The following is a 17,313-nucleotide window of genomic DNA, read 5'->3' on the forward strand; positions in this document are numbered from 1 at the left end:
AACGAATAGAACAATGAAACACTATAAATTAAAAGCCACACTGGCTTCACTCTTTATTCTCTGTACTACAGGCGTAGGGGCACAAAGCCTCAACTCGAGCTATTTTATGGAAGGTATGACTTATCGTCATCAGCTCAACCCGGCATTTATGAATGAAAGTAATTATATCAATTTACCCTTCTTCGTATTAGGTAATTTCAATGTAGGACTTCAGGGTAATATCGGGGTGAATGATTTCCTTTATAAATATAATCAGAACGGATATAAACTGACTACGTTTATGAACCCGACCGTTGGCAGTCAAGAGTTTCTAAGCAACCTGCATACTAACAACCACCTCAGTGTAAATCTTCGTATGCCTATTATTGCATTTGGTTTCCGTGGTTTCGGAGGTTTCAATACATTTGAAATTGCATTCCGCTCTAATACTTCTGTCAACTTGCCATACGGACTTTTTGACTTTATGAAAACAGGAATGAGCGACGAAGGCGGAACTCATTATAGAGTAAAAGATCTCACCGTACGCTCCAACAATTATGCAGAAGTAGCTTTGGGACATTCGCATGAGATCATTAAAGATCGCCTGACAATAGGTGCCAAAGTTAAATTCCTGGTAGGAGGAGCTAATGCAGAAGCGCAAATCAAGAGAATGGACATCACAATGGGACAAGACGAATGGCTCATAGATGCTGAAGGACAGGTAGAAGGTTCATTGAAGGGGGGGTATTTCGAAAGTAAAGAGCCCGATGAACACGGTAAACCCGGAGAAATTGACGGTTTTGACATCGATGGTCCAGGTATAGGTGGTTACGGAGTTGGATTTGATTTGGGAGCTGTATACAAAATGGACGATTACGTAGAAGGACTTACCCTTTCGGCTGCTCTGCTTGACCTGGGGTTCATTAAATGGAACAACGGACTGAAAGCTAAAATGCAACATAACTACACCTTCAAGGGATTTGAAAATCCAATTGCAGTAAAACCAGGAGAAGGTGAACCGGGAGATATAGACGACGAGTTGGATAACCTGGGAGATCAGTTTGAAGAATTCATCAAGTTCTATGATGACGGAACAGTTAAGAGCCGTACTACCAAACTGGCCACTACCATGAATATCGGTGCCGAATACGTGCTTCCTTATTATAAGAACCTGAAATTCGGTTTGCTTTCATCCACACATTTCAATAAGCCTTTCACATGGTCGGAAGCACGCCTTTCAGCCAATGTAGCCCCGGTAAGATGGTTTGAGGCTTCTGTAAACTATGCAATAAGCAGTTTCGGTTCGTCATTGGGATGGGTACTGAATTTCCACCCGAGTGGTTTCAACTTCTTTATTGGAACAGACCACATGATAACCAAAGTAACCCCACAATATGTTCCGGTAGGCAATGCTAATGCAAACGTAAGTATGGGATTCAACATTACCTGGGGAAAGAAGAAAACCAAAAAAGTGGTAACAACAACTACGACATCAGAATTCTAAAGATAACTGACCGTCACCCAACAGGTTGAAGGTCATCCGATGATAAGGAGAAACACCGTGTTCGGCAATAGCTGCACGGTGTTTTTTTGTGGGATACCCTTTGTTATGATCCCAATCGTAATAAGAGAATTCTTCATGCAGCCGGTTCATGTAATCATCGCGATAAGTTTTCGCCAGGATAGAAGCAGCAGCAATAGACAGATACTTCCCGTCCCCTTTAATCACCGTTGTATGAGGGATATCAGCATACTTTTTAAAACGATTACCATCAATGAGAAGATGTTCCGGTCGTACCTTGAGCTGATCTACTGCCCGGTGCATGGCAAGAAAAGAGGCGTTCAGAATATTTATATCGTCTATCTCTTCGGGAGATACAATCCCAACAGCCCAGGCAATAGCTTCCCGCTCAATAACCTCACGCAAAGCATAACGTTGTTTTTCGGTGAGCTGTTTGGAATCATTTAAGAGTTCATTCTTAAAATCTACCGGAAGAATAACGGCAGCAGCATAAACAGAACCGGCCAAACAACCGCGTCCGGCTTCATCACAACCAGCCTCCACAAGACCTTCATTCAAATAAGGTAATAGCATAATCGCTTTATTTAGTTGAAAATTGAAAGTTGAAAATTAACTGCGCGATCATGCTACGTAACAACTTTCAACTAATAGCACAATCATCCTTACATTTAAAAAACGGCACAAAGATAATTATTTAGTTGAAAATTGAAAGTTGAAAATTGGCTACGCTATAACGCTGCATAGTAATTTTCAACTTTCAATTTTCAACTTTCAACTAAAACAAGCTCCAGGCAACAGTCAGACCTGCCATAACAATGGCGACCATGCTCATAAGTTTTATCAGGATATTCAAACTCGGACCGGATGTATCTTTAAACGGATCGCCAACGGTATCGCCTACAACAGTTGCTTTGTGTACTTCGCCACCTTTGCCACCCAAATTGCCTTCTTCCACATATTTCTTTGCATTATCCCAAGCACCACCGGCATTAGCCATAAAAATAGCAAGTACGAAACCACTGCTCAAACCACCGATAAGCAACCCAACAACTCCAGTCACTCCAAAAACAACTCCGGTAAGAATAGGAGCAACAATGGCTATAAGTGAAGGAATAACCATCTCACGCTGAGCACCTTTGGTGGAGATAGCCACACAACGTTCGTAATCGGGTTCCGCCTCTCCGGTCAGGATACCTTTTATCTCACGGAACTGACGACGTACTTCATCCACCATATGACCGGCAGCGCGCCCAACGGCATTCATTGTCAATCCACAGAAAAGGAAAGCCATCATAGAACCAATAAAAATACCGGAAAGCACCTTTGGGTTCATCAGAGTGACATCATAGTAATTCATAAAATCCACAAAGGTAGCATTGGCAGTTGCTATAATATCGCCATTGGGCATCGTCAGTTCTACTGTTCCCAGACGGGTCAACCCGATACGGATTTCCTCAATGTAAGAAGCAAGCAAGGCAAGCCCCGTTAGTGCAGCAGAGCCAATGGCAAATCCTTTACCTGTAGCAGCTGTTGTATTACCCAATGAGTCGAGGGCATCCGTACGCTTACGTACTTCCTCACCCAAACCGGACATTTCAGCATTACCACCAGCATTGTCGGCAATCGGTCCATAAGCATCCGTAGCAAGGGTTATTCCTAATGTAGAAAGCATACCTACGGCAGCAATGCCAATACCATAAAGTCCCATACCAACATTATTGAAGTCGAAGCCGGAAGCAAACAGGAAAGAGGCTATAATACCCACTACCACAGCTAATACAGGAATGGCTGTAGAGATCATACCCAAACCGATACCGGAGATAATAACTGTAGCCGGACCAGTCTTACCGCTCTCGCTCAACTTCTGAGTAGGCCGATAGGACTGGGATGTATAATACTCGGTAGAACGGCCGATGATAATACCAACAACCAATCCAACTACCACGGCACAAGAAATCCACATCCAATTTTCAAGCTGCAATAACCAAAGAATAAAGAAAGTAGCCGCTACTATCAATACCGAACTCAGATTTGTACCGAAAGCAAGCGAGTTCAACAAGTCTTTCATCTTAGCATTTTCTTTGGTACGTACCGAGAAGATACCAATGATAGAAAGCAGAATACCCACAGCAGCAATCAGCATTGGGGCAATAACGGCTTTAAACTGCATCACGGTGTCACCTGTATGAATAAAGGCAGCTGCCCCCAATGCAGCGGTAGCAAGGATAGAGCCACAATAGGACTCATAAAGATCGGCTCCCATACCAGCCACATCACCTACATTGTCACCTACATTATCGGCAATGGTAGCCGGATTTCGCGGATCATCCTCCGGTATGCCTGCTTCTACCTTCCCCACAAGGTCGGCACCCACATCGGCTGCTTTGGTATAAATACCGCCACCTACGCGGGCAAACAATGCCTGTGTGGAAGCTCCCATACCGAAAGTCAGCATCGTAGTAGTGATAATACAAAGTTTATGAGTAGGACTCAGCACATCAGCCGGAATGGCCCAGTTCAACAATAAATACCAGAAAGATATATCAAGAAGTCCAAGGCCTACTACTACCAGTCCCATCACCGCACCACTACGGAAAGCGATCCTCAGTCCGGCATTTAAAGAAGTACGCGCAGCATTGGCGGTACGTGCAGAAGCGTAAGTGGCCGTCTTCATACCAAGAAATCCCGAAAGTCCGGAGAAGAAACCACCGGTCAGAAACGCAATAGGTACCCAGGCATTCTGTACCTGAAAACCGTAGGCCATAATAGAGAACAAGACTACCAGACCGAAAAATACCCATCCCACAATCTTATACTGTTGTTTCAGATAAGACATGGCACCTTTGCGCACTGCTGCAGCAATCTTAATCATTTGAGGAGTACCTTCACTCTCTTTCATCATTTGCTTGTGGAAATAATAAGCAAAGCAGAGAGCCAATACAGAGGCGGCAGGAACCAGCCAGAAAAGCAAGCTATCCATAGAATAAATTTTTAGAGGTTTACGAAAGGCTAAAAGTATTGATTCCAAACGAGATAAGCAAATAAAAAAGAAAGAAAAAAGATGTCGGATTACTTGACTTTAGCTTTTTTATATCGTATCTTTGTTAACGTAATCATAAAGTAGATTCAATTAAACTACATTAGAAGGAGAGAGCCGCAGCTTTCTCCTTTCTTCTTTTATATACGGAGGATATGCCTTCTTTCTTCGGTACTTTTTAAGTATTTCCTCGGTATATAATGAAAATTACACGGTATGTTACGGTTCATTACATACTATGTTACGATGCAAATGATACTATGTTGCGACGCAAATGACATTGTGTTGCGATGTAAATGCTACTTTCTTCCCGAATAGTTGTTTTTTTAGTTAAGAATCAATAAATCAGCTCTTGACAAGATTGCAACCCAGTTGCACATGCAAATGCCCTATATTTGCATCAGAAATCAATAATAGAATCATTATGAGCTGTAACTGTTGTCACCCTTCCGGCTGTAGCCCGGAAAAGAAAAAGAACGAATATATACCGGCTATCATCAGTTTTACCATGCTGGCAGTAGGAATGATACTCAATCATTTCAATCTGTTTACACTGCCGGGCAGTGTTCTGATATGGTATACAGTGGCCTACCTGCCCGTAGGATGGCCTGTATTGCGGGAGGCTTTCGGACGACTCCGTCACGGAGAGTTCTTCAATGAATTTATGCTGATGGGTATCGCCACCATCGGCGCATTCTGCATTGGTGAGTATCCCGAAGGAGTGGCAGTGATGCTATTCTACTCCATCGGAGAAGCTTTTCAGGATCGTGCAGTGGGGAATGCACAGCGAAATATCAAAGCACTGCTCGATGTACGTCCGGAAACGGCAACAGTCATCCGTGATAAACGTCCGGAGGCAATGCACCCTGAAAATGTTAAGGTAGGAGAAACCATCGAGATAAAAGCCGGCGAACGCGTCCCTCTTGACGGAATGATGCAAAACGATCAGGCCTCTTTCAATACAGCTGCACTAACCGGAGAAAGTCGTCCTCGAACCATACGCTTAGGAGAGACGGTGCTTGCAGGGATGATTGCTACCGACCGGGTAGTACGGCTTACAGTAACCAAACCATTTAATGAAAGTGCACTTGCCCGAATACTTGCCATGGTACAAGAAGCCAACGAGCGGAAAGCACCTGTAGAGTTATTCATACGCCGGTTTGCACGGATATATACCCCTATCGTTACGGGATTGGCAGTACTTATCGTTCTCCTCCCCTTCCTCTACTCATTGGGAGTGCCTGCATTTGATTATGTTTTCAGAGACTGGCTTTACCGGAGTCTGGTGTTTCTGGTTATTTCCTGCCCTTGCGCGCTCGTTGTCAGTATCCCTTTAGGCTATTTTGGAGGTATCGGAGCAGCTTCCCGCGCCGGAGTCCTGTTCAAGGGGGGAAACTATCTGGATGCTATTACTCAGGTCAACACCGTAGTTTTCGACAAGACCGGAACTCTCACCAAAGGAGTATTTGAAGTACAGCATCTGGAGAGCGTACTCTTTTCCGATATAGAGTTATTGCAATACGTTGCCTCTGCGGAGCAGAAAAGCACACATCCGATAGCACGTGCCATCGGTGAATATGCGATCCGAAAGGAAGTAACACTCCTCCCTGCCACAGACACAACAGAGATACCCGGACACGGACTAAGAGTTATCATAGCCGGGCACGAAGTACTGGCAGGTAATCCCCGTCTACTCTCCCGCTACAACATTGCCTGCCCGGCAGAATTGAATGTTTCGGCAGATACCATTGTAACTTGTGCAGTAGACGGAACATATGCCGGATTTCTTCTTCTGGCTGATACTCCCAAAGAGGATGCAGAGATAGCTATCCAGGCACTGAAAGCATTAAATATTGATAATATACAAATTCTTTCGGGCGATAAACAAGCAATTGTTTCTAAATTAGGAGCGCAATTGGGAATATCTCAGGCATACGGCGATCTGCTACCCGAAGGAAAGGTTGCCCATATTGAACAACTGAAGGCCAATCCTGCCCACCGCATTGCTTTCGTAGGAGACGGTATCAATGATGCACCTGTACTGGCAATGAGCAATGTAGGTATCGCTATGGGAGGCTTAGGTAGTGATGCAGCCATCGAGACGGCAGACGTAGTGATACAAAACGATCAGCCGTCTAAAGTAGCAACTGCCATACGCATCGGTCGTGCTACCCGACGGATTGTCTGGCAAAACATCATTCTTGCTTTCGGTGTAAAACTGGCCGTATTGCTATTGGGTGCCGTTGGCATGGCTACCATGTGGGAAGCTGTGTTTGCTGATGTAGGCGTAGCTTTGCTGGCTATCCTGAATGCCATACGAATACAGAAGCAAGGTGCCTCGGATTAGTTTACATCCGGCATGAACAATGAAAACAAAAAATGATTATGGAAGAGAATATCTACCTCGACAAACTAGGACAACGGGATATTAAGCCAACCGCTATGCGGTTGCTTATCCTTCGAGCCATGATGCAGTTCAACCGGGCTTTCAGTCTGCTCGACCTGGAGACGTATCTGGATACTGTGGACAAATCTACACTCTCACGCACTATTAACCTTTTTCTGAAACATCATCTCATACATGGTATAGACGATGGTTCAGGCTCACTGAAGTACGCCGTATGTGGGAATGAATGCAACTGTGACATTGATGATCTGCATGTACATTTCTATTGTACTAAGTGCCACAAGACATATTGCCTGCGGAATATACATATCCCGGCAGTCAGCCTGCCACAACATTTCACTGCAGAAAGTATCAATTACGTAATAAAGGGCTTGTGTGATCATTGTTCGCATTGACAAAAAAAGATTCGGTTAGCGTTCTCTTATATATATCTTTTGTTACCTTTGTGTCTCATCATACTATTCAACACACAATGGAACAGCTTTATGGATTGCAAGAAGACTACCGACAATGGCTCACAGAGCTTAAATCAAAAATACGTTTCAGCCAGATAAAAGCGGCAGTAGCCATTAACAGCGAACTCATCCGCCTATATTGGAACCTCGGGCAACAGATTGTAGAAAAGCAAGAGAATGCACAATGGGGAAGCGGATTCATAGAACGGCTTAGTAAAGACTTACAAATGGAATTTCCGGATATTAGTGGATTATCCGTAAGTAATCTAAGACGTTGCAGGCAGTTCTATTTATTTTATAATCAAGAAGATAAAATTCACGCGCAGCTTGTGCGTGAATTAGATGACAATAGTTTATTCAGTATCCCTTGGGGACATCATACTTTCATTATAGGAAGGATCAAATCTCCTCAGGAAGCCCTCTTCTACATCCACAAAACCATCGAAAACGGATGGAGTCGTGCCATATTAGAATATCACATCGAAAAAGACCTCTATCATACTCAAGGCAAAGCTATCAATAACTTTTCTACCACTCTCCCCGAACCTCAAAGTGAACTCGCCAACGAACTTATCAAAGATCCGTATCATTTCGATTTCCTCCAACTTTCAGACAAAGCATTGGAGCGCGACATTGAAAATGGTCTTGTACAACACATCTCACAATTTTTATTGGAGATGGGACAAGGCTTCGCTTACATGGGACGGCAATACCTGCTGAGAGTAGGTAAAAAAGAGTATAGATTGGATCTGCTATTCTATCATACAAAACTTAAGGCCTATATCATTATCGAATTAAAAGCGAAAGAGTTCGAGCCCGAATTCATAGGTAAACTCAATTTTTACGTATCAGCTATTAACGAACTGGTACGTGACTCCCAAGACCGCCCCACCATCGGTATTCTCCTCTGCAAAGGAAAAGATGACTATGAAGTGGAATTCTCGCTTCGAGACATCAACAAACCTATTGGAGTCAGTACTTATACTTATAATGAACTTCCGGAAGAAATCCGACAAGCGCTCCCCGACCTGCAAGAGCTGAAAGAGCAATTAAACGAATATGACCGTTTGCAGTAAAAAACAATCTACAATATGAAGAAATCAATAATCTCATGTATTCTCTTCTGTTTAATCCTGTTGCCAATACAGGGACAAGAAATAAACACAGCCAAAATCGATTCTTTTCTTAATCATATCGAGAAGTATAATCAAGGTATTGGTTCTGTGGCCATTTCCAAAGGAGGGAAAACGGTGTATACACGCCGTTTCGGACAAAATAATCTGAATAAGAAACAAAACGGTGAAGCATTCAAATATCGCATAGGCTCCATCACCAAACTTATGACGGCTACACTGGTTGAACAACTTGTGGAACAAGGCCGGCTCAATCTAACCGAGACATTTTTGAAACCAAGGTTCAAAGTCCAGCCCAAATGTAGAACGGGCAAGTTCAAAAAAACTTTCACGCACCAAGACCTCCTCGAGAACATGGGTTGATATTGTATAGGTAGTTCCGTTAATATTGCAATGCATATCTTCTCTTCATAGAAAAACTCCCCCAATTGTTATAACTTTACTAACAACCAGAGGAGTCCTGTTATTATTCTATCACTACCGCCGTTCCGGTAGCAGTTACCATCAACATGCTACCACTACCCCCAACGGTTTCATAATCCAGGTCAACGCCTATTACAGCATTAGCCCCGAGCCGGGCAGCCTGTTCTTCCATTTCCTTTATCGCCGTTTCTTTAGCTTGACGGAGCACTTCTTCATAAGCACCGGAACGTCCACCTACAAAATCACGAATACCAGCTAAAAAATCACGAAATACATTGGCACCGATGATCGTCTCACCAGAGACAATTCCATAATAGTGAATTATTCTTTTCCCTTCAATAATGGGAGTCGTTGTTACTAACATAATCTTTTCTTTGTTTTATTGGTTATTTGCGTTATTAGACGCACAAATAACCGGAAAAGTTGCAACTGCTGTCCAATTTAATTCACAATTATTTCCATCCCGGATTCTGAATGAGATTTTGATTAGTTTCCATCTCCTGTAAGGGAATGGGTAACAACTGTTGATAATCTTTTATCTTCAACTGCTCAACAGCCAGATTGTTGCGCCGTAAGAATGAGAAATAGCTACCAAAACCCTTCAATTCACTTTGCCAGACCGAACGTAAAGATTCGATAAAGTTAACTTCAGAAATTAAGGGTAGATTCCGTGCTTGTGTTACTTTATTCGAATAAGCCATTGCCTCAGCCCGGTTGCCTAAATGATAAGCACATTCAGCAGCAGATAACAGGACTTCGGTATAAGTCACAAAAGGTACATAAGCATTGCCTTTCAAAACAGATTCAGATGATTGCTGCTGTGAATCAGTATGCAATCCCCAGACGATTTCACGGGAGTTCAATCCCAGCGAAGTTTCCGAAGAGGACTCCAAGGCGTATACCCCACTGTCAATAATCCGTTTCAGATAATTATAAGCTTGTGCATAGGATTTCTGATGCAGATACATCTTAGCCAATAACGCTAACGAAGCACCTTTCGAAGGATACAAAACGCCCTCAGGAGTATCAAACCCACCCGGTTCCAGCTTACTATGCTCCACACAATAATTCAAATCATCTATAAAATTCGCAAACAAATTCTCACTACCCAGTTGTTGAGAGCCCCCAAGCGGATCATCATAATTTATCACATAAGGAACATTCTCCCACCAGGATGCTAACTGGAAATACTGAACGGCGGCTAACTGATGAATATAGGCCATAAAGGACGGAGCTTCAACGAGTCCACCTTTTTCAAGTATATAATCTAACATCCTGATTCTGGAAATAGCATTATATGCCTTCCTCCAAATATTCAGTATTTCACTGTCACGGGGAGTCAATGTATGCTCATAAATGGCATGATAAGGCGCATTCCTGCCATCAAAGCTTTGTGTATAGTAACCATCCAAATTGGAAAAATCCTGCATGGAAATCATCATTTGATTGGCTATACCCGCAACAACTGCTTGTCCATCCTCTCCAAACTCGATCTGCTTAGAAGGATCTCCGTTTTGTGTAATCCTCAGTTCTGCAGAAAGTTTTCCACTTGTAGTATAGACAGTAATAGATTCTCCTTTTATCAAAGCTCCATCAGCAGGCCGGGCAACGATAATCAGTTCATTCCCCTCAATCGTTTTCGTGTAATTAATATCAGTATATTTAAAAACCTTCAGACTCTCCTCAAAGACAGGTTCATCCGGTATCCCAGCCGGTCTCTCTAAAGTTACCGGCACTTTACACTCTATCTTAATACGGAAAGTTCCTCCCTCCGCAGGAATAGACAACTCTTTTTTATCAAGCGTCAGTGTCATATCTCCTCCGGCATCGGGTTCATTACCGGCAATACCATCACCATCCCAGTCAATAAAATAATTCAGGTTTGGGACAGTAACATCCATATTCAACTTCTTATAGCGGCTGATGATGTTATCTGATATGTCATTTACATCCAACATCATGGCATCCTCCCGGAGTTGTTTTTTTGTATTATCCGTAAATGTACCTTCCGCTTTGAATTCGGCACTCAGTTTGGCTAAGTATTCCGTTAATTCAGCATCCGTACGATCTCTCAATAAAGTAGAAGATACAACAATTAATGCACCGGCTTCATCAGTACCGGAAGCAATAGAGTAGTTACAAACGTCTTTCTCGGCATAACGTTCCAGACCAAAACTTTTCAAAACTTCCTTTTGGACTTTTGCATCAGCTTCATTGAAATCCGGCTTATTATTCCTAAGAAGCTGCATCATACGTTGCGTTTTCAGGTGGGTAAGAATGTTGATATTAGCCTGTTTATTATCAGCCAAATTGACTATTGACTGCAGAGATATCTGCCCGGTAGACAATTCCCCGTCTACTTCATTAAAATAATATCCGTCAGCTGTTAATAACACGTAAGACGAATTCAATTTAATCTCTCCCAGATTAAAAGAACCGTCATCATCAACAATAATACCCTGGTAAACCTCACCAGTCAGATTATAATCTTTATCCAATGCTTGCGCAGTAATTTTGGAACCATTTATAAAAGGTCCTTTTTCTACTTTACCCGTTACTTTATAGAGGTTCGGGGTAAAATCATCCTTATTATCTTCTTCACATCCGGTTACGAATGCCAAAAGAAAAAGTAAACAGAAATAGTTTAGCAGTTTATGTTTCATAGTTTATGTTATTGTGCCTTACGGCATATTACTCAATCAGAACATTTTACTAACGCGCTCCACACCGGCTACAAGGGCATCAATCTCCTCTTTTGTGTTATAAACGGCAAAAGAAGCACGAACCGTACCCTCAATACCAAGGCGCTGCATCAACGGTTGTGCACAATGATGTCCGGTACGGACAGCAATACCCAGTCTGTCGAGCAAAGTACCCATATCAAAGTGGTGAATATTACCTACCAGAAAAGAGATAACACTGCTCTTGTGCGCTGCTTCACCGAAGATACGAATATCCGGAATCTCTTTCAAACGCTGCATAGCATAAGTAGTCAGTTCATGTTCATGGGCGGTAATATTATCCATACCAAGACCAGTCACATAATCAAGGGCTTTTGCCAGCCCGGTAGTACCAATGTAATCGGGAGTACCGGCTTCAAACTTAAAAGGAAGTTCATTGAACGTTGTTTTCTCAAAAGAAACGTGCTGTATCATTTCTCCCCCACCCTGATAAGGCGGCAGGCGGTCGAGCCATTCTTCTTTTCCATAAAGAACACCCACACCGGTAGGACCATAGATTTTATGTGCAGAGAAGGCAAAGAAGTCAGCATCCATGTCCTGCATATCAACTTTCATATGAGGTACGGACTGTGCACCGTCTATCAATACAGGTACCCCGTGAGCATGAGCAGTAGCAATCATCTCTTTGACGGGATTAACCGTTCCCAATACATTGGAAACCTGCGTTACACTCACTATCTTTGTCCGGTCTGAAAAAAGCTTCTCGTATTCGTCCAGCAACAGTTCACCTTTATCATTCATAGGTATCACTTTTATTGCAATACCTTTACGGGCAGCTAAAAGTTGCCAGGGCACAATGTTACTGTGATGCTCCATCACGGAGAGAATAACCTCATCTCCCTCTTCCATGAACTCCTCACCGAAACTGGAAACAAGAAGATTAATAGCCTCTGTTGTACCACGGGTAAAGATAATCTCATTTATACTACGGGCATTGATAAACTCACGCACTGTAGCACGGGAAGCTTCATGTAACTCTGTAGCTTGCTGAGAAAGATAGTGTACTCCCCGATGCACATTGGCATTAACAGAATAGTATTCATCTACCAGCGAATCAATCACCAGACGTGGTTTCTGAGTCGTTGCACCATTATCGAAATAAATCAAAGGCTTCCCATACACCGTACGGCTAAGAATGGGAAAGTCTTCACGTATCTTCTTTATATCCATTTTATTAGTGATTAGTTGGTTAATGATTAGTGGTTAGTGATTAGTGATTAGTGATTAGTGGTTAGTGATTAGTGATTAGTGATTAGTGGTTAGTGATTAGTGGGCTGCGCTATTATGCTGCATGGCACTAATCACTAACCACTAATCACTAATCACTTACATATCGCACATCCCTGGCACTTGTTCAGTTCACCCCGGAAACGTTTCTCCACCAACAGATGTAAACGGTCTTTTAAAGCATCCAGACGGATGGTATCTATTACTTCATTTACAAAAGCAAACATAAGCAGCAAACGGGCTTCTTTCTCTGCAATACCACGGGTACGCATATAGAACAAAGCAGTTTCATCCAATTGACCAACGGTAGCACCGTGAGAGCATTTCACATCGTCTGCATAGATTTCCAACTGAGGCTGGGTATACATACGGGCATCACGGGTGGCACAAAGATTACGGTTCGTTTGTTGAGAACTTGTATGCTGTGCATCAGGACGCACCAGTACCAAACCGGCAAAAGCGCCAACAGACTGGTCATCGAGTACATATTTAAACAATTCATTACTGGTGCAATTTGGCACAACATGGTCAATGGTCGTATTATTGTCTACATGCTGGTTCTTATCGGCAATAGCCATGCCACAAAGATTGATTTCGGCACCTTCTCCTGCAAGAGTTACCTCTGTTGTATTACGGGTAGTACCGTTATGAAGAGTCATACCGTTAAGCAATACGTTGCTGTTTGCCTCCTGTTTTACATAGAGATTACTGATACGCACCGTACTGGTATGTGTCTCCTCCAATTCATACAAATCGAATACGGAGTTCGCTCCGGCAAACACTTCAACCACTTGCGTAGCCAGGAAATTTACACCATCCATAGCATGGTCACACATCAATAAACGTGCCTGCGCACCTTCTTCAAGAATAATCAATACACGACGATTTACCATGAAATTGACATCTGCACGTAATATATTAATCAACTGAATAGGGCGTTCTACCACTACATTTTTCGGAACATACATCAGTACACCATCCTGTGCAAAGGCGGTATTAAAAGCAGTCACTCCATCTTTAGAAGTATCAGCCAGCTTACCATAGTATTTCTTTACTAAATCGGGATGTTGCTCTGCTACCTCTTTCAGACTTCCAAAGATAACTCCTTCCGGCAGATGCGACTTTGGCAATGCCTTATTATAAAACGCATCGTTCACTACAAAGAACAAAGAGGTACTCATGTTGGGCACATCGCACTTGAACACCTCATAGGGATTCACCGGAATATCCAGACGATTCAGATTAAGTCCGTAATCGGGTGCGAAGAATTTGCTGATATCGGTATATTTATACTTCTCCTGCTTACGCGTAGGAAAGCCCATCCGTTCAAAATCGGCAAAAGCAGTAGCACGCGGAGCATTCATGACCTCAGTACTATGCCGGCAAATCATTGCTTCACATTGTGAGAAGAGATCTATATATTGTTGTTCTACACTCATCTTTTTGATTTATGATTTATCATTTATGAATTATGCATGATGATGTATGGATTATGAGTTATGGTGTATAAGCAATGCCATGCTGCACAGTCTTCATTACTCATAATTCATAAGTCAATCCTCCACCTCTTTCTTAATCCAGTCGTATCCTTTCTCTTCCAGTTCGAGAGCCAGTTCCGGTCCGGCAGTTTTCACGATACGGCCTTTATAGAGCACATGTACGATATCCGGTTTGATATAGTCCAGCAGACGTTGATAATGGGTAATAACAATATAACTTGTATCAGGAGTCTTCAATTTATTAACTCCCTCGGCTACAATGCGAAGTGCATCAATATCAAGGCCAGAATCGGTTTCATCAAGAATGCTGAGACGTGGTTCCAGCATAGCCATCTGAAAAATCTCATTCCGCTTCTTCTCACCACCAGAGAAGCCTTCGTTCACCGAACGGTTAGCTAACTTATTATCCAGTTCTACCACCGCACGCTTCTCACGCATCAGTTTAAGAAACTCACTGGCTGTTAATGCAGGAAGTCCTTTGTATTTGCGTTGCTCATTTACCGCAGCACGCATAAAGTTTACCATACTTACTCCGGGGATCTCTACCGGATACTGGAAACTCAGAAAAAGACCTTCATGGCTACGATCTTCAGGGCTCAGGTCTAACAGATTCTTTCCATCAAAGGTTACGCTACCCTTGGTTACCTCAAAAGCAGGATTTCCCACCAAAACAGAAGAAAGCGTACTCTTTCCGGATCCGTTAGGTCCCATGATAGCATGTACCTCGCCCGGTTTCACTGTTAAGTTAATACCTTTCAATATCTCTTTGCCATTGATGCTGGCATGTAAGTCTTTTATCTCTAACATGATTATATTTACAATTTACGATTTACAATTTACGATTGAAATTACTTTTAAGACGGTCTACATTTACAATCAAACTTCAATCGTAAATCGTAAATCGTCTAATCGTCCAATCATCCCACGCTTCCCTCTAATGAGATCGTCAGCAATTTTTGCGCTTCAACGGCAAATTCCATCGGAAGTTTATTCAATACTTCTTTGGCATATCCGTTTACAATAAGTCCGATAGCATCTTCGGTTGGGATACCACGCTGGTTACAATAGAATATCTGGTCTTCACTGATCTTGCTGGTAGTAGCTTCGTGTTCTACTACAGCCGTCTCGTTATGAATATCCATGTAAGGGAAAGTATGTGCACCACATTTATCACCGAGCAAGAGTGAATCACACTGGCTATAGTTACGTGCATTATCAGCTCTTTCAGAAACACGTACCAGACCCCGGTAGGAGTTTTCGCTCTTTCCGGCAGAAATACCTTTACTTACAATTGTACTACGGGTATTCTTCCCGAGATGTATCATCTTTGTACCCGTATCCGCCTGCTGATAGTTGTTCGTTACAGCTACAGAGTAGAATTCCGCTGTAGAGTTATCACCGGTAAGAATACAGGAAGGATATTTCCATGTAATGGCCGAACCGGTTTCTACCTGCGTCCACGACAGTTTACTATCTACTCCTTTACAATTACCACGTTTCGTCACAAAGTTATAAACGCCCCCTTTGCCGTTAGCATCACCCGGATACCAGTTCTGAACAGTGGAGTATTTCACTTCGGCACGATCATGTACCATAATTTCCACAATAGCAGCATGCAACTGGTTTTCATCACGCATCGGTGCTGTACAACCTTCCAGATAGGAAACATACGAATCATCATCCGCCACAATCAGTGTACGTTCAAACTGCCCCGTATTAGCCGCATTAATGCGGAAGTATGTCGATAACTCCATCGGGCAACGTACGCCTTTCGGTATATAAACAAATGACCCGTCAGAGAACACTGCCGAGTTCAGCGCAGCAAAGAAGTTATCACGATAACCTACTACCGATCCTAAATACTTCTTTACCAGATCGGGATGTTCACGCACTGCTTCACTGAAAGAGCAGAATATAATCCCTTTCTCCATCAGCGTTTCTTTAAATGTTGTCTTTACCGAAACGGAGTCCATTACAGCGTCCACAGCCATTCCACTCAACGCCATCTGTTCCTCCAATGGAATACCTAACTTATTAAATGTCTTTATCAACTCCGGATCTACCTCATCCATACTCTTCGGTCCTTCTTTCTTCTTGGTAGGATCGGCATAATAAGAGATAGCCTGATAATCTATCTCAGGGATACGGAGATGTGCCCAGGTAGGCATCTCCAATGTCAGCCAGTGGCGATACGCCTTCAACCGAAACTCCAGCAACCATTCCGGCTCGCCTTTCTTCGACGAAATAAGGCGAATAACATCCTCATTAAGTCCTTTCTCAATGATATCTGTATGCACCTCCGTAGTGAAGCCATATTTATACTTCTCCTGCGTGAGTTCCTTTACATATTTATTGGGTTCTTCTTGTTGCATTATTTATTGAGTATATATTGTTGTGTCACTTCTTTTGCCGCAGGAAAGAATATTCCCGCAAACTTAGCCATAGGATAATATAACACTGATTCCTCCTTCTTTGTTTTATCAATCAATGTGTTATCTGCATCGATAAATTCTATCACACAAATTACCAGACTGGTAAGCAGCAGAAATTTCAACGCCCCCAGTCCACTGCCAAGCCAACGGTTCAGCCACCCTAAAGAAACAGCTTCCATTGCTTTTGTTAGCAGAGATGCCACCAAAGTAAAGATCAATGGCACGGCAATCCAAATGACAATGAAAGATAATATCTGTGCCACCGTCATTGAGTCTGTCACAGTAGGACAAAGTTTCTCGGCAAGAGAAGCATACAACGCTTTTGCTGCCAATAATCCTACTATCAGCCCCAGTATGGAAGCAAGCTGCCGGATAAACCCCTTCATAAAGCCTGTCACCACACCTGCACCAACGATAACCAAAATTATTATATCGATCATATATGAAGAGAGTTATAA

Annotated in this window: 14 protein-coding genes; 5 read left to right on the forward strand and 9 right to left on the reverse strand. The window is 42.8% G+C overall.

What is annotated here, in order from left to right; all coding sequences use genetic code 11:
* Window positions 1-13 precede the first annotated feature (13 nt).
* Window positions 14-1,483 (forward strand): DUF5723 family protein, encoded by a 1,470-nt coding sequence (locus tag VCM39_RS20820; protein WP_289291540.1) that lies wholly within the window; start codon window positions 14-16, stop codon window positions 1,481-1,483.
* Here VCM39_RS20820 and VCM39_RS20825 read toward each other — a convergent pair.
* Window positions 1,472-2,074: a ribonuclease HII gene (locus VCM39_RS20825; RefSeq protein WP_289291539.1), complete on the reverse strand. Its 603-nt coding sequence runs from the start codon at window positions 2,072-2,074 to the stop codon at window positions 1,472-1,474. The two genes, VCM39_RS20820 and VCM39_RS20825, sit on opposite strands and share 12 nt — an antisense overlap.
* A 202-nt stretch (window positions 2,075-2,276) precedes the next feature.
* Window positions 2,277-4,481 (reverse strand): sodium-translocating pyrophosphatase, encoded by a 2,205-nt coding sequence (locus VCM39_RS20830; protein WP_221650675.1) that lies wholly within the window; start codon window positions 4,479-4,481, stop codon window positions 2,277-2,279.
* A 481-nt stretch (window positions 4,482-4,962) separates the two neighbouring features.
* Here VCM39_RS20830 and VCM39_RS20835 point away from each other — a divergent pair, with 481 nt between their 5' ends.
* From VCM39_RS20835 to VCM39_RS20850, 4 genes are all read left to right on the forward strand, one after another.
* A complete protein-coding gene (locus tag VCM39_RS20835) occupies window positions 4,963-6,885 on the forward strand; it encodes a heavy metal translocating P-type ATPase (protein WP_322933331.1) in 1,923 nt (640 codons plus the stop codon).
* A 38-nt stretch (window positions 6,886-6,923) separates the two neighbouring features.
* Entirely contained in the window at window positions 6,924-7,340 is a 417-nt protein-coding gene (locus tag VCM39_RS20840) for a Fur family transcriptional regulator (RefSeq protein ID WP_025866617.1), read from the forward strand.
* A 77-nt stretch (window positions 7,341-7,417) separates the two neighbouring features.
* The gene (locus tag VCM39_RS20845; protein WP_322933332.1) at window positions 7,418-8,476 is read left to right on the forward strand and encodes a PDDEXK nuclease domain-containing protein; all 1,059 of its coding nucleotides are present in this window, start codon (window positions 7,418-7,420) and stop codon (window positions 8,474-8,476) included.
* Between the two features lie 15 nt (window positions 8,477-8,491).
* On the forward strand, window positions 8,492-8,896 hold the full coding sequence (locus VCM39_RS20850) for a serine hydrolase (RefSeq protein WP_002558750.1): 405 nt from the start codon (window positions 8,492-8,494) through the stop codon (window positions 8,894-8,896).
* Window positions 8,897-8,999: 103 nt separating this feature from the next.
* Here VCM39_RS20850 and VCM39_RS20855 read toward each other — a convergent pair whose 3' ends face one another.
* The 7 genes from VCM39_RS20855 to VCM39_RS20885 all read right to left on the reverse strand — a co-directional run bounded on the left by VCM39_RS20855 (window position 9,000) and on the right by VCM39_RS20885 (window position 17,295).
* Window positions 9,000-9,320: a heavy metal-binding domain-containing protein gene (locus tag VCM39_RS20855; protein WP_002558749.1), complete on the reverse strand. Its 321-nt coding sequence runs from the start codon at window positions 9,318-9,320 to the stop codon at window positions 9,000-9,002.
* Between the two features lie 88 nt (window positions 9,321-9,408).
* The gene (locus VCM39_RS20860; protein WP_322933333.1) at window positions 9,409-11,619 is read right to left on the reverse strand and encodes a RagB/SusD family nutrient uptake outer membrane protein; all 2,211 of its coding nucleotides are present in this window, start codon (window positions 11,617-11,619) and stop codon (window positions 9,409-9,411) included.
* A 36-nt stretch (window positions 11,620-11,655) separates the two neighbouring features.
* Entirely contained in the window at window positions 11,656-12,867 is a 1,212-nt protein-coding gene (locus tag VCM39_RS20865) for an aminotransferase class V-fold PLP-dependent enzyme (protein ID WP_002558747.1), read from the reverse strand.
* 152 nt (window positions 12,868-13,019) lie between these two features.
* Entirely contained in the window at window positions 13,020-14,363 is a 1,344-nt protein-coding gene (sufD, locus tag VCM39_RS20870) for a Fe-S cluster assembly protein SufD (protein ID WP_322933334.1), read from the reverse strand.
* A gap of 114 nt (window positions 14,364-14,477) precedes the next feature.
* Complete coding sequence (gene sufC / locus VCM39_RS20875) at window positions 14,478-15,230, reverse strand: Fe-S cluster assembly ATPase SufC (protein ID WP_002558745.1); 753 nt, start codon at window positions 15,228-15,230, stop codon at window positions 14,478-14,480.
* 110 nt (window positions 15,231-15,340) lie between these two features.
* Window positions 15,341-16,795, reverse strand: a complete 1,455-nt coding sequence (gene sufB / locus VCM39_RS20880; RefSeq protein WP_002558744.1) for a Fe-S cluster assembly protein SufB — start codon at window positions 16,793-16,795, stop codon at window positions 15,341-15,343.
* Window positions 16,795-17,295 (reverse strand): CvpA family protein, encoded by a 501-nt coding sequence (locus VCM39_RS20885; RefSeq protein ID WP_002558743.1) that lies wholly within the window; start codon window positions 17,293-17,295, stop codon window positions 16,795-16,797. The genes sufB and VCM39_RS20885 overlap by 1 nt, the downstream gene beginning before the upstream one ends.
* Between the last annotated feature and the right edge of the window lie 18 nt (window positions 17,296-17,313).

The organism is Bacteroides mucinivorans, assembly GCF_034654355.2.
GTDB classification, from domain to species: domain Bacteria; phylum Bacteroidota; class Bacteroidia; order Bacteroidales; family Bacteroidaceae; genus Bacteroides; species Bacteroides nordii.

Coding starts and splice junctions, on each gene's coding strand:
- VCM39_RS20820 (WP_289291540.1), top strand. CDS start 14: ATGAAACACTATAAATTAAAAGCCACACTGGCTTCACTCTTTATTCTC.
- VCM39_RS20825 (WP_289291539.1), bottom strand. CDS start 2,074: ATGCTATTACCTTATTTGAATGAAGGTCTTGTGGAGGCTGGTTGTGAT.
- VCM39_RS20830 (WP_221650675.1), bottom strand. CDS start 4,481: ATGGATAGCTTGCTTTTCTGGCTGGTTCCTGCCGCCTCTGTATTGGCT.
- VCM39_RS20835 (WP_322933331.1), top strand. CDS start 4,963: ATGAGCTGTAACTGTTGTCACCCTTCCGGCTGTAGCCCGGAAAAGAAA.
- VCM39_RS20840 (WP_025866617.1), top strand. CDS start 6,924: ATGGAAGAGAATATCTACCTCGACAAACTAGGACAACGGGATATTAAG.
- VCM39_RS20845 (WP_322933332.1), top strand. CDS start 7,418: ATGGAACAGCTTTATGGATTGCAAGAAGACTACCGACAATGGCTCACA.
- VCM39_RS20850 (WP_002558750.1), top strand. CDS start 8,492: ATGAAGAAATCAATAATCTCATGTATTCTCTTCTGTTTAATCCTGTTG.
- VCM39_RS20855 (WP_002558749.1), bottom strand. CDS start 9,320: ATGTTAGTAACAACGACTCCCATTATTGAAGGGAAAAGAATAATTCAC.
- VCM39_RS20860 (WP_322933333.1), bottom strand. CDS start 11,619: ATGAAACATAAACTGCTAAACTATTTCTGTTTACTTTTTCTTTTGGCA.
- VCM39_RS20865 (WP_002558747.1), bottom strand. CDS start 12,867: ATGGATATAAAGAAGATACGTGAAGACTTTCCCATTCTTAGCCGTACG.
- sufD (WP_322933334.1), bottom strand. CDS start 14,363: ATGAGTGTAGAACAACAATATATAGATCTCTTCTCACAATGTGAAGCA.
- sufC (WP_002558745.1), bottom strand. CDS start 15,230: ATGTTAGAGATAAAAGACTTACATGCCAGCATCAATGGCAAAGAGATA.
- sufB (WP_002558744.1), bottom strand. CDS start 16,795: ATGCAACAAGAAGAACCCAATAAATATGTAAAGGAACTCACGCAGGAG.
- VCM39_RS20885 (WP_002558743.1), bottom strand. CDS start 17,295: ATGATCGATATAATAATTTTGGTTATCGTTGGTGCAGGTGTGGTGACA.